13 protein-coding genes and 1 pseudogene are annotated in these 13,318 nt (G+C 36.1%); 3 read left to right on the top strand and 11 right to left on the bottom strand.

The genetic code is table 11. The features are described 5' to 3' along the window. Window positions 1-2: 2 nt before the first annotated feature. Window positions 3-968, bottom strand: coding sequence for a cell shape-determining L,D-carboxypeptidase Pgp2 (gene pgp2, locus F3H00_RS02210; protein ID WP_087576820.1), 966 nt, complete (start codon window positions 966-968; stop codon window positions 3-5). A gap of 137 nt (window positions 969-1,105) precedes the next feature. Here pgp2 and F3H00_RS02205 point away from each other — a divergent pair, with 137 nt between their 5' ends. The 3 genes from F3H00_RS02205 to F3H00_RS02195 all read left to right on the top strand — a co-directional run bounded on the left by F3H00_RS02205 (window position 1,106) and on the right by F3H00_RS02195 (window position 2,547). Beyond that, window positions 1,106-1,528: a copper chaperone PCu(A)C gene (locus F3H00_RS02205; protein WP_148798279.1), complete on the top strand. Its 423-nt coding sequence runs from the start codon at window positions 1,106-1,108 to the stop codon at window positions 1,526-1,528. A 71-nt stretch (window positions 1,529-1,599) separates the two neighbouring features. Beyond that, window positions 1,600-1,995: a hypothetical protein gene (locus F3H00_RS02200; protein WP_181001578.1), complete on the top strand. Its 396-nt coding sequence runs from the start codon at window positions 1,600-1,602 to the stop codon at window positions 1,993-1,995. A 9-nt stretch (window positions 1,996-2,004) separates the two neighbouring features. After that, the gene (locus tag F3H00_RS02195) at window positions 2,005-2,547 is read left to right on the top strand and encodes an SCO family protein (RefSeq protein WP_054196383.1); all 543 of its coding nucleotides are present in this window, start codon (window positions 2,005-2,007) and stop codon (window positions 2,545-2,547) included. A 299-nt stretch (window positions 2,548-2,846) separates the two neighbouring features. Here F3H00_RS02195 and F3H00_RS02190 read toward each other — a convergent pair whose 3' ends face one another. The 10 genes and pseudogenes from F3H00_RS02190 to F3H00_RS10740 all read right to left on the bottom strand — a co-directional run bounded on the left by F3H00_RS02190 (window position 2,847) and on the right by F3H00_RS10740 (window position 12,573). Next, on the bottom strand, window positions 2,847-3,188 hold the full coding sequence (locus F3H00_RS02190; RefSeq protein ID WP_054196381.1) for a chaperone NapD: 342 nt from the start codon (window positions 3,186-3,188) through the stop codon (window positions 2,847-2,849). Next, the gene (locus F3H00_RS02185; protein WP_148798277.1) at window positions 3,185-4,120 is read right to left on the bottom strand and encodes a WD40 repeat domain-containing protein; all 936 of its coding nucleotides are present in this window, start codon (window positions 4,118-4,120) and stop codon (window positions 3,185-3,187) included. The genes F3H00_RS02190 and F3H00_RS02185 overlap by 4 nt, the downstream gene beginning before the upstream one ends. Then, the gene (locus tag F3H00_RS02180) at window positions 4,117-4,584 is read right to left on the bottom strand and encodes a 4Fe-4S dicluster domain-containing protein (protein ID WP_148798275.1); all 468 of its coding nucleotides are present in this window, start codon (window positions 4,582-4,584) and stop codon (window positions 4,117-4,119) included. Before F3H00_RS02180 ends, F3H00_RS02185 begins: the two co-directional genes overlap by 4 nt. Beyond that, window positions 4,584-5,111, bottom strand: a complete 528-nt coding sequence (locus tag F3H00_RS02175; protein WP_084108411.1) for a nitrate reductase cytochrome c-type subunit — start codon at window positions 5,109-5,111, stop codon at window positions 4,584-4,586. Before F3H00_RS02175 ends, F3H00_RS02180 begins: the two co-directional genes overlap by 1 nt. Then, window positions 5,108-5,899 (bottom strand): quinol dehydrogenase ferredoxin subunit NapH, encoded by a 792-nt coding sequence (napH, locus tag F3H00_RS02170; protein ID WP_148798273.1) that lies wholly within the window; start codon window positions 5,897-5,899, stop codon window positions 5,108-5,110. Before napH ends, F3H00_RS02175 begins: the two co-directional genes overlap by 4 nt. Next, window positions 5,896-6,663, bottom strand: coding sequence for a ferredoxin-type protein NapG (gene napG, locus F3H00_RS02165; protein ID WP_148798271.1), 768 nt, complete (start codon window positions 6,661-6,663; stop codon window positions 5,896-5,898). The genes napH and napG overlap by 4 nt, the downstream gene beginning before the upstream one ends. Before the next feature lie 2 nt (window positions 6,664-6,665). Further along, window positions 6,666-9,446, bottom strand: a complete 2,781-nt coding sequence (gene napA / locus F3H00_RS02160) for a nitrate reductase catalytic subunit NapA (RefSeq protein WP_148798269.1) — start codon at window positions 9,444-9,446, stop codon at window positions 6,666-6,668. Between the two features lie 538 nt (window positions 9,447-9,984). Beyond that, window positions 9,985-10,509: a methyl-accepting chemotaxis protein gene (locus F3H00_RS10750; RefSeq protein ID WP_159070040.1), complete on the bottom strand. Its 525-nt coding sequence runs from the start codon at window positions 10,507-10,509 to the stop codon at window positions 9,985-9,987. A 627-nt stretch (window positions 10,510-11,136) separates the two neighbouring features. Then, window positions 11,137-11,907: pseudogene (locus F3H00_RS10745) on the bottom strand (cache domain-containing protein); the annotation flags it as partial. A 225-nt stretch (window positions 11,908-12,132) separates the two neighbouring features. Continuing rightward, window positions 12,133-12,573 (bottom strand): methyl-accepting chemotaxis protein, encoded by a 441-nt coding sequence (locus F3H00_RS10740; protein WP_374048479.1) that lies wholly within the window; start codon window positions 12,571-12,573, stop codon window positions 12,133-12,135. Between the last annotated feature and the right edge of the window lie 745 nt (window positions 12,574-13,318).

Genomic DNA, 13,318 nt, shown 5'->3' with positions numbered 1-13,318 from the left:
TTTTACTCCTCTATAAAAATTTTCATATCATCGTTATAAAGCTTCACATAAAGCGTCTTTTGCCCAGCAAATTTGTGCGTATCTGAAACATAATCCTCATAAAAACTCACACGAAAAAGCCTATCATTTTTAAGATTTGGATAAGGCGTGATGAGAAAATTTGAAAAACTAATGCGTTTTTTCTCTTTTTTAGAAAAAATAGCCCGCTTCATACTTTTAAATTTTTCCAAGCTCATACCATCGTATCGCTCAAAGTTTTTATCGTAAAATTTAAGATAGTTTTCAATGTCGCTCTCACTCCATGTCTTTTTCCAGCCCAAAAGTCCAGAAATGATAACTGCAATATCTTTTGCGCTAGCTTCTGGACGCTTATCTTCATAGATAAATGCAAGTGTTTTTTTGTGATCCACAATATCATCGAATTTCATCAAAGTATCATTTTGCATAGCCACGCAGCCTTTTGTTTTTAGCTCATCTGTCCTTTGACCATCAAGTGGATAGCCATGTATCCAAATGCCACCGCCATTTCGCTTTGCAAGCTTATCAAGCAAATTTGGGTATGAAAGCGAAAATGCAAGTGGGCCAAGATATCTATCATTTGGCGTAAATCTACGTGTAAGCTGATACACTCCAACCGGTGTTTTTAGATCGCCTTCAAGAAGCTTATCACCATTTTTGCCAACTATAACGCTTGAGCTAAAAAGCTTTTTTGTAATGCCGCCATTATAAGAGATCACTTCAAGCTTCTTTTTAGTTTTATCAACTACACTTAGAAGTATCTCGTTGTCATAATATCCATATCTTACATCCTTGCCCTCAAGCTTTTTTAGCCAGTAATCCTTACTTAAAATATTTTTTTCGATGGCATCAATAACAGCAGCTGAGCCATTTTTTAAGTAAATTTCTTCGTAATTTTGGGCAAAAAGACAAGGCGATAACGCGATGAAGAAAAATATAATTTTTTTCAAGTGAAATATCCCAAAAAGTAAAATTTAGTCCGTAATTATATCCTAAAAAATTTATATTTTTAGGTTTTAAAGGTAAATTAAGTAATCCTAAGTGTATAATGTGAAAACCATTATTAATTTTATCACAAAGGAAAAATATGAAGAAATTCGTTTTTGGTGCGATGCTTGTAGCTTCTACCCTTATAGCGGCTGATATCAGCCTAGAAAATGTTAGAGCTAGAGATACAAAACCTGGCACAAACAATAGTGCAATTTTTATGGATATAAAAAATGCTTCAAATTCTGATGTAAAGCTTATTGGCGCTCATTCAAGCGTTTGCAAAAGTACAGAAATTCATACACACAAAATGAATGATGGTATGATGGCTATGGTTCAAATCGAAGATGCAGTGATCCCAAAAAATGGCGAAACAAAACTAGCTCCTGGCGGTTTACACATTATGCTTATGGATCTAAATAAACCATTAAAAGATGGTGATAAAGTTGATTTAGAGCTAAAATTTAGCAATGGCGAGAGCATAAAGCTTGATAATATCGGAGTAACTAAAAACTTTAAATAATGAAAAAAATCATAATTATTTTTTCATTTATCTTTATTGTTCTAGGTGCTTTTTCGATAGGCTATAAGCTTATGACAACAAGCAAAGAAGATCCACCTGAATTTGCCGATGTAAACACATCGCTAGATCCTTTAAAATGTGATCTAAACAACAAATCTTGTGAGATGGAATTTAAAGGCGTAAAGCTAAAAATAGACATCTCACCAAGACCTATTTATGCTATGAGGCCTTTTAGCTTTAAAATCATTAACGGTAAAAATTTAGGGCTAAAAAATCCTAGTCTTGAAATAGACGGCATAAATATGAATATGGGATCGATTAAAGCAAGGCTTGAGCCAAGAGGCGATAACTTAACTGCTCAAGTAGTGCTAAGTGCTTGCGTTGTCGAGCTTATGAGATATAGATTTAAAGTGCTTGATGACGAAAAAGAAACTGGTTTTTTTGTAGATTTTGATCTAAAATTATAGAGGGTAACGATGAAAAAGGCATTTTGGGGCTTAATAATAATCTTAATTTGTATAGGTGTTGCACTTTTGCTAATAAAGCCAAACAAGTATGATTTTAAGGCACTTTCACAAAATGGTGAAGTAAGTCTTAAAAATTACGACGGAAAGTACAAAGTTATATATTTTGGTTATCTTTTTTGCCCCGATGTCTGCCCTACTGCGCTCTCTTTGATTGGCGATGAACTAAACAAGCTAAAAAGAGATGACTTTGAGCTACTTTTTATTACACTTGATCCTGAACGCGATACTCCTGAAAATTTAACTCTAATGGCAAAAAATTTCTATAAAGATGCCGATGGATTAAAACTAAACGCCTTAAAAGAAGTGGCAAAAACCTATGGTGTAAAATTTCAAAAAGTCCGTCTTGAAAACTCAGCCATGGGCTACTCTGTTGCTCACAGCTCTTCAATATATTTAATAGACAAAAAAGGAAATTTTTATAAAGAAATTTCAAATCTAACAAATGAAAATATTGGAGAAAATTTATTAAATTTGATCAAAGATAGACCTTAGGCTATAAAATTAGTAAGCCAAAAATGGCCTACCAAAATTCTTTATGCAAGCATCATCTCAAGATCTTCTAAGCTAAAATTTAATTCACTTACTATAACTTTTGATTTTAATGCTTGCTGAGTAATTTTTTTCACCCGAAATCTATTAACCCTTGAACATAAATTTAATCTACAAGCCAAACAAAGTTGATTAAATATAAGCAGTACTAGCAATGAATTTGTTAAGAAGATCTATACGAAAGGTAGGCTTTTGCACTATAAATTTTAATCACAATACAAAAGCTAAAAATTTAAGTTTTACTATTTCACTCTATGATGTACGCTGCCGCCATAAGTAATATCCTCAGCCTTTACCTCATCACTTGTTAAAATTTCACTTATCTTGCCATTTTCTTCTAGTTTTTTCCTATTTTCTTCGGCATCTTCTTGATAGCTATAAACCATCGCAACGCTCACTACTCCGCTGATAACTTCTATCTTTTTAAAATTTTTTATCTCATCTTCAATACTATCTGAGCTAACTACCACTACGATTCTATCGTCTGCGTCAGTTATTATTTCACACTCTTTTAGCTTTTTTATTTCGTTTTTTACACTTTCATTTTTATTGTCCGTATAAACTATCAAACTTGAAATATTCATTTAATTCTCCAAAACAAAATTTTATTCTCATAGGCTGAAGTTACGACTTCGTTATCGCTTATAAAAACTATGCTATTTATCGTGCTTTGTCCAGTTTTTAGCATTGCGATATTTTCTAAGCTTTTGCTATCAACTAAATTTACATCGCTCATCTCATCGCTCATATAAGCCGCCACTCTGCCATCATCGCTAAGGCCGACGCCATAGACCAAAAAGCCAGTATTTATCTTTTTTAGGCTTCCAGCTGAAAATATCCCCACGATCCTGTCGGTGCCTCCGCTGATCATGACGCCATTTTTATATGAGATGTCGTAGATATTGTCTGTATGAATGTCTAAAATTTGATCCATTTTTTTAGCTTTTATGTTATAAAAGTAGACCTTCCCACTCTCGCAAGCGATAGCTAGCGTGCTTCTATCTTCGCTTATCTCCATATCTGAAAGCATCGCAATTGAAATTTTAAAGCTATCATAAATTTCGCCACTTTTTAGGTTTAAAAAGTAAATTTCATTGCTAATTGAAGCAAGTGCAACATGCTCATTATCTAAAAATAATGCCTTTTTTATCGCTTGATTATCCATTTTTATGCTTCTCATCTGCCCATTTTCTCTTAGATGAAGCACCTTTGTAGCGTAATCACCTTCGCTAAGTATAAGAGTTTTGCCATCAATTTCATCAATGCTTAAAATTTTTGGTCTTTCATGATCACTAACGTAGGTTTTTATATCATCCATTTTGATGATCTCTTCAAATTTAGACTCTTTAGGATCATAAATTTCAACCGTCCCTCCATCAGTTGCAATAAAAAGTTTGCCATTTATTAACGTTGTGCTTAGCACATTTGCACTAGCCTCTATTTGCTTATATGGAGTGGTGATCTCGCTTGCAAAGATAAAATTTAATAGACAAAAAATAAAAAACAAAGCTCTCATAAGGCCTCCATTTGAAGTGAATTTTTAAAGCAAACATCAAAGCACTCGCCGCAACTTACGCAGTTTTGATTAACAATAGGTCTAAAAACGCCAAGAAATTCGACTGCTTTAAATTTGCAAGCATCAAGGCAGTTGTAGCAGATTGTATCGTTCCATGCTAGACAGCTAGAAACATCGATGCTAACTTTTGCATTTATACTCTTTGGTGAGTTTAAGCTTAATGTCTTCTTACCAAGACTCTCACAAGCCTTTGCGCACTCTTCGCAAAAGTCACAGCCCAGCTTTTTAACTTTAAAAACTACCCTTTCATTTTCAAAGCTAAGAAGCTCTTTTTCACAAGCATTTACGCAGCTAGCATCGCATCCACCGCAGTCAAACTCTCCGCTAAAAAATGGCGGAGTTATAAATTTGGGAGCAAATTTTGCCCCCAAAATTTTACTAAAAAGCTCTCGCCTGCTTTGCATTATTTAACACCATCGTTTAAAACATCTAGTAAGTTTGACTTATGAGTGCCGTTTTTATCTCTAAAGTCAGGCTTAAATTTATTACCAACCAGCTGAGTTAAGCCAGTTTGTTGCTCAACGTGGCATGTTGTGCAGTTATATCTTTCATCATCAAGCTTGCCTGCAAGATCTTTTTTATTTCTGATGTCATAAAGATGAGATGATGGTATCGGTGTTGCTCCACTATCTTTTGCAAACTCAGGCATATGGCAGGTTACGCACATATTCATATCCTTTGTGATAGGTACTAAACCCTCAGTATCGTGTGGGATAAATGGCGGTGCATTTTCAAAAGACCTATCAAATTTCTTTGACATACCAGCTGGCTCTTTTGTGTAGTTCACATCTTTTAGTACAACGTCTTTATCGTCTAGCAAATCGATATTTCTAAAGCCGATTTGCGAATCACTAATACTTGGATTATTAAAAGTACACGCCGCAAAAAACGCAGCACACAATCCTCCAAGCATCATTATTTTTATTTTCATTTTTCTCTCCTTAAATTTCTAATACTAAATTTCAAAGCTCCGTCTCCACAAACATCAATGCACCTGCCACAGCTTATGCACTCGCTTGAGCTTACCGAGCGGCTCTCTTTACCGATCATGTCAAGCACTTGCATCTCTGGGCAAATAAGCTTGCATTTCATACATTTTGTGCAAGCCTGGGCATCATGTTTTACTCTAATTAGGGCAAATTTTGAGATGATGGCGTAAAAGGCACCAAGCGGACAAACGTGCGAGCAAATACCACGCTTTAACACAAACATATCAAAAGCAATGATCGCAACCGCTATGCCTAAAGCACTAGCTGAGCCGTAAATAACGCCACGCTGAATAATGCCAATATAGCTAACGCTCTCAAATACTGGATAAGATAAAGCAAGGCTTAATATAAGAGCAAGAGCCAGCAAATAATAACGTAAATTTTTACTCACATTTAAGACCTTCTCGCCCTTAAAACCAAATTTCTCTCTTAGTTTAAAAGCAATATCAGTTAGCAAATTTATCGGGCATATCCACGAACAAAACGCTCTTGGAGCAACCAGTGCATAAAATGCAAAGATAATGCCAGCTCCAATAATTGCATTTATGCCAGCGCTAAAGCTCGCAAGTAAAATTTGAACCAAAGCAAATGGATCGCTTAGTGGAATTTTTCCAAAAAGCAAAGATGAGCTTAAATTTCCGCCAAGTATCTTAACTCCGTAAAAATTTCCTAGGACAAATAGTGCTAGGATAGAAATTTGAGTTATTCGTCTTAAGATTAAAAATTTCATAGCTCACCACCATTTAGATAATCAGTCGCCTTTTTAATGTCAAGCTTTATTTTGCTGTCTGCATCGTCTATGCGTCTTTCATCTTCTTTTATCCAGCCTTTGACGTAGTTATCGCCTACTTTGCCAAGCACCGCATCGCGGTTTAACACGGTAATGGCTGCTTTTTTAGTGATACAGGCTCGCTCGCATAGGCCACATCCGGTGCAGATGTCGCTATCGACCACTGGAAGCAAAAAGGCATGCTTTTGCGTCCTTTCGTTACGGCGATATTCAAGATACAAGGCTTTGTCCAAAAGAGGACAAGCCCTGTAACAAGCATCGCACTGTATACCCCAGTGTGCCACGCAGTTTTTCATATCGACCACCGCAACACCCATTTTGGCCTTATTTATGTCAAGCTTACCTTTTGTGCTTACTAAATTTACGTCCAAAGCTCCGGTCGGACAGGCTGGCACACATGGGATATTTTCACACATATAGCAAGGAATTTTTCTAGGCTCAAAATAAGGCGTTCCAATGCTTATGCCATCTTCTAGCGATGAGAGCTTTAGCGTATCAAATGGACAAGCCTCTACGCAAAGCCCACACCTAATGCAGCTTTGTAAAAATTGCTTCTCTTCTTTTGCACCAGGAGGCCTAAGAAGCATAAGTGGCGAAGCTTTAGCGCTAAGCGACCAAACAAAGCCTCCACCAAGTGCTAAAATCGCAGCCTTAGCTCCAAATTTTAAAGCCTCTCGCCTACTTGAAAATTCCATATCAGCCATATTTACGCCTTATAAATTTTAACCGCACACTTTTTATAATCAGTCTCTTTTGAGATTGGGCAAGTAGCGTCAAGGCAGACTTTATTTATAAATACGTTTTCATCAAAGAAAGGCACATAAACAAGACCTACTGGCGGCTTATTTCTGCCTTTTAGATCTACTCTTGCTTTTACCTTGCCACGGCGTGATTCGACCCAAACGATCTCGTTTTGAAGTACACCAAGTTTTTTAGCGTCATCTTCGTGCATGTAGCAAAGCGCCTCTGGGACGGCTCTATAAAGCTCAGGAACACGCATAGTCATCGTACCTGTATGCCAGTGTTCTAGAACACGGCCAGTACATAGCCAGAATGGATACTCTTTGTTTGGCATCTCGCACGGATCCATGTAAGGGCGGAAGAAAATTTTTGCTTTATTTGCAAGAGATGTTTTATCTTTATTTGTAACGCCTTTTAGATCTCCTGTTGGAAGTGCTGCATTTTTGTTGCCATAGAATGCAAATTTCTCATTTGGAGCAGCTTTTTTAGCATATGGGTCAAATTTAGTATTAAATCTCCACTGAGTCTCTTTGCCATCAACTACTGGCCATCTAAGACCTCTTACCTTATGGTATGTGTCAAAGTCGGCTAGGTCGTGGCCGTGGCCAACGCCAAATTTTCTATACTCTTCCCAAAGATATTTGTGAACGAAAAATCCATATCCTTTAAATTCTTTACCATCTGAACCGATCACTTTTCTGCTATCGCCAAATACTTCTGTATTGTCGTAGTTTTCCATAATAGGATCGTTTGCACTAAATTTCTTAGCCTCTTCGTTAGCAAAAAGTACATCAAATAGCGTATCTTCTTCGCTATATCCCATAGCTTTTGCAGCATCAAGCACGTTTGGAAGTGTAACTTTGTCATTTACTTTTTTCTCACCCCAAACATCTTTTAGCTTAAAGCGCTTACTAAACTCCATCATTTGCCAAATATCAGGCATAGCCTCACCAACAGGAAGTACTTGCTGTCTCCAGTGTTGCGTTCTTCTCTCAGCGTTACCGTAAGCACCCCATTTTTCATAGATCATCGCAGTTGGAAGAATAAGGTCGGCTACTTTTGCAGAAATTCCTGGATAAGGATCACTTACAACGATGAAGTTATCCATCTCACGAGCTGCTTTTATCCAGTGGTTTGCGTTTGCAGTATTTTGCCATGGGTTGTTTACTTGAACCCAGATAAATTTAACCTTGCCATCTTCAAGATCACGCATCATTTTTACGTAGTGAGAAGCGAGTACACCACTTAGTGTTCCGGAAGGAAGTTTCCAAATTTTTTCAGTTATCTCTCTATGTTTTGGATTATCAATAACCATGTCAGCTGGCAAGCGGTGAACAAATGTTCCAACCTCTCTTGCTGTACCGCACGCACTTGGTTGACCAGTTAGAGAAAATGCTCCTGAGCCTGGAAGTGCTTGTTTACCGAGTAAGAAGTGAACCATATAAGCTTGCTCATTTACCCATGTACCACGTTGGTGTTGGTTAAAGCCCATCGTCCAGAAACTAACAACTTTGCGGTTTTTCTCTATATAAAGATCAGCAAGTGCTTTTAGTTTTGCTTTAAACTCATTAATATCTTCGTTAGGATCGCCTTTTGCTACCTTTGCTGTAAAGTCAAGCGTGTAAGGCGCAAGAGCTTTTTTAAACTCTTCAAATGTTATTTGCCAATGTGCGCCAGCTTTTGCAGCATTTTTATTTTCTAGTGTATCGCCAGCTTTTAGTCCAAGATATGCAAGTGTAACACCCTCAGCCTCACTTACCACCTTTGACTTCTCGGTAGCAGCAGTGTCTAGTTCGCTTGGAGCATATTTTTTATGATTAATGTCTGTGCGAAGACCATATCCGATATCGGCTGGACCGGTTGTAAATACACAGTGTTTTTTAACAAATTCTTCATCAATCATCTCTGGGTGGTTATAAACTATCTCACGAGCAATGTAGTTCCAGATAGCCAAGTCAGATGATGGAGCAAAAATGATCTCGATGTCAGCTAGGTTTGAAGTTCTAGTTGAATATGTGCTTAAATTTACTACCTTTACTTTATCAGGATCGCTAAGCTTTCTATCGCTCACGCGTGCCCAAAGGATTGGGTGCATCTCAGCCATGTTTGCGCCCCAAGCTACAATAGTATCTGTAAGCTCAATGTCATCAAAACAGCCTGATGGCTCGTCTATACCAAATGTTTGCATGAAGCCAACGACCGCACTTGCCATACAGTGTCTTGCGTTTGGATCAATACTGTTGCTTCTAAAACCACCTTTTATAAGCTTAACGGCAGCGTAACCTTCTGGAATAGTATATTGACCAGAACCTAAAACTCCGATACCGTGAGGTCCTAGTTCATCATATGCTTTTCTAAACTGAGTCTCCATGACATCAAATGCTTGTTTCCAGCTTACTTGCTTAAATTTGCCTTTTTTGTCAAATTCTCCTTTTTCGTTTACACGTAAAAGTGGATGAGTTATCCTATCCTCACCGTACATGATTTTGGCGTTAAAATAGCCTTTGATACAGTTTAGACCACGGTTTACAGGTGCTTCTGGATCTCCTTTCACAGCTACTATCTTGCCCTCTTTGGTTGCGACCATGATGCCACATCCAGTTCCGCAAAATCTACAGGCAGCTTTGTCCCAACGCCAGCCTTTTTCTGCTTCGCTTGCTGCACTTAGCGAGCTTGGCACAGCTATACCAGCACTTGCGCAAGCAGCACTAGCCGCAGCACTTTTTATGAATTCTCGTCGATTCATTCTTTCTCCTTTAAAGATTTAAAACAAATTTAATTGATATTAACCTTGCAAAACTTATTTACAACTGATTTATATTTACAAAAATTTCAAAAAACTTAAGCTAAAAATGTAAATATTTTTCTACATAAAAATATTAATTTTCTCACAAAGTACGATTTTAAAAGAAAATCCTATTTAATAAAATTTAAAAATTTTAGAGTAGTTATCAAAAAGCTAAAGAAAACAAAGTAAAATTGTTTTTAAATACTTGAGTAAAAAAGTAACATAAAGTATTATTAAAAATTTTATCTCCTTACTGAAATATCAATAATTGCAAGAATAAATTCTAATAATTTTCATTACTTTACGGCAAACATAATCTATAAAAATTTAACTAGCAATATCACTATAAAGCTATAAAAATTAGATAATTTTTAAAAATTTTATTATATTTAAAAAACAAAAAATAATTTTAAGATTATAGATAAAAAGGAGTTATTTTCATCCTCAAATTTTGAGGATGAAATATTAATAAAATTTTAGGTGTTAAGCTATAAGGTTAAAATTTATTCTTTTTAACATCAGCTACTATTGTCTTAGCCATTTCATCGATTTGGGCGGTGATTTCATTCGTTGAGCTCACGATATCAACATTTTGCTTTGTAATGCTATCTATCTGGCTTACGCTTTGATTTATCATATTTATGCCTTCGCTTTGCTCTCTGATGCTCTCACTCATCTCGTTAATGCTTTGAGTAAGTATATTTGCATTAGTTTCGATCTCACCAAGTGATTTTTGAGTTCGTTCAGCTAGTTTTCTAACTTCATCTGCGACCACAGCAAAGCCTCGTCCATGCTCACCAGCACGCGCCGCTTCGATAGCTGCGTTTAGAGCAAGTAAATTTGTTTGATCGGCTATATCTCTAATAATAACGATGATGTTTTTAATCTCTTCAGATTGTTTTATAACATCTACAGTCTTTTGGCTAATTGCGCTCATTGAGCTACTCATTTGCTCGATCGCAGCAGCACTTTCTTGGAGAGAATTTGCCTGTGTGCTAGCACCTTGAGTTACTTGCTTCATTGATGCATCTAAATTTTTAGCTTTTTCTTCTAAGAATTGTGCTTGTTTTAAGTTAAACGCAAGCATATTAGCTATCTCTTCGCCAAGCTCATTTGTTACTAGTTCGACATTGCCTTTGGCATCCAAAATTCTTGAAGTAAAATCAGAATTTCTAAAATCATTAAAAGTTTTTTGGATCATATTTAAATCGCTACCGACTCTTTTTTCCAAAACATCTAGCATTTTATTTAAGACATCTTTTAATTCAATTAGTTTTGGATTAGCTGGAACATCTACTATTCTTGCTTTTAGATTTCCATTTTCTATCGCCTTTGCAGTCTCAACAGATTGAGATACCACTCTAGAGTCTTGATCGGCATTGTCAAAAATTTTAGTAATATTATCATTTATTAGTTTGCTCATTACGCCAAATTCATCTTTTGTTGCCACCTTTGAAACAACTGGCTCTTTTATCTCAAAATTTAAAAATCTAAAGAAACTAACCAAAGCATCTGTAATAGTTTTAATCGGATTAAGCGATCTTTTTAGTAAGAAATATACGAATGCAGACAAGACAACTATAAATATAAAGGCTAAAATAATTTGAACTTTTAAAATAGGCAAAGTATGCGAGCTAAAGATATTTTGATCCATAGCTGTTATTGCCAACCAACCTTTATCATTTATCTCTAACATATAGACATAGACATCTTCGCCTTTTGTATTTTTATATGCTATTAATCCATTTTCATCAAATTTCTTTTCATTATATTGTTTTATTAGACTCTTTGCGATCTCATGAGGTTTGCCGACTAATTCTTTATTTGGGTGCATTATTACGTTGCCATTTTGATCTGTAACAAAAGCATAGCTGTATTCAGTCTTACTGATTTGCGATATATTATTGCTCAACTCCTCAATAGATGTATCTATGCCCGTAACTCCAATATTTTTAATAGGTGCAGCAAAGGTTATAACCATTGCATTTAATGAAGCTGCCATATATGGATCAGTATATATTGGTTTATTCTCGGCTTTAGCTTGTTTATACCATCCTCTAACTCTTGGATCATACCCAGCTTTATTTTGCCCATTTGATCTAAACATAGCCCCATTCTCATATCCAGCGTAAACAAGAGTGATCTCTTTTCCAGATATAGCTTTTGCTTGAGATAAAGCTAAATTTATGCCATCAGCATTCATCGAGCCATCACTTTTCTCGCTTATTTTACTAAGAGTCTCAGCCATTTTCTCTATAGCATACTGATTATTAGTAAAAAAGCTATTTAGTGCGATTTTCACATCTTTTAAGATTTGCTTTTGAGTTTGTATTACTAACTCAATGGCTTTATCATGAGCTGTGCTATAGCTAGCTAAAGATATTAGCGAGAATGATATGAATAATGCCAGTATGAGCATTAAAGATATTTTGTTTGCAATTGATCGCATTTACTTTCCTTTTACAAAAAATTAAGATACGATTTTATATTTTTTTATATTAAATAGTCTTAAATAATATTAATTACAAAATAGTGATGTATACATTAAATAATAATTTTGAATTATTTTTTTATTTTAGATAGTTAAAATCAGCGAGATAAAATTAGAATTTAGGGGAAGCAAACCCCTAAATTCGGTCTAAGATTAAAATTTATTCTTTCTAACGTCGGCTACTATTGTCTTAGCCATGTCATCTATTTGGTCAGTAATTTCATTTGTTGTACCAACAATATTAATATTTTGTTTTGTAATACTGTCGATCTGACTTACGCTTTGATTTATCATATTTATGCCTTCGCTTTGCTCTCTGATGCTCTCACTCATCTCATTGATGCTTTGAGCTAGAACATTTGCATTAGCTTCGATCTCACCAAGTGATTTTTGAGTTCGCTCTGCTAGTTTTCGCACTTCGTCGGCAACTACCGCAAAGCCTCTACCGTGCTCGCCCGCTCTAGCTGCCTCTATAGCTGCGTTTAGAGCAAGTAGATTGGTTTGATCGGCTATATCTCTAATAATAACGATGATATTTTTAATCTCTTCGCTTTGTCTTGTTACGTCGCTGGCCTTTTGACTAATGGCGTTCATAGAACTGCTCATCTCTTCTATAGCCGCCGCACTTTCTTGGATGGAGTCGGCTTGCTTATGAGCTCCGTCGGTTAGGGTTCTCATGGACTCTGCTAGGATTTTAGCTTTTTCTTCTAGAACCTGAGCTTCTTTTAAATTTTCCCTTAGCATATTGCTTACTGCGTCGCCCGCGCTTTGAAGGCCTACTATCATATCTCTTAGATCGCTTTCAAGCTCCGGTTTTAGCTCTAGTCTAGGAGTGTAGTCGTTTTTATTGTAAGAAGCTAAAACTACCGCTATTCCTTTTAAATTTTCAGAAATTGACGCAAAGAATTTATTTAGCAGATCTTTTAACTGAACTAAAGCCGGATTATTAGGGACGGAGTTAATCTTAGCCCCCATGTGTCCTTTTATCATGAGATTTGCTATACCGTTCATCTCCTCTATTAAGGCGCTGTCTTTTTTAACGCCGTTAAGGACTTTTTCTATATTATCGTTAATAGATTCGCTCATTCTGCCGAATTCGTCTTTGGTAGTTACTACTAGCTTTTCCGGAGCGTTAGGGGTTTCGTAGGTGATGAATTTAAACGCGTCTTCAAGCTTGGTTTGAATAGTTCTAATAGGGCTAAGGGATTTTTTAAGAAGAGTAAATACGATAGCCGAAAGTATGACTATAAAAGCTACGGCTAGGATTATTTGAGCTTTTAATAAAGGTAAGGTATTAGACGAAAAAGTATCTGCTCCGATAGCGGCTACGGCCAGCCAG

This window comes from Campylobacter concisus (assembly GCF_902460845.1).
GTDB classification, from domain to species: domain Bacteria; phylum Campylobacterota; class Campylobacteria; order Campylobacterales; family Campylobacteraceae; genus Campylobacter_A; species Campylobacter_A concisus_X.
This window is presented reverse-complemented; position numbering and strand designations above follow the sequence as displayed.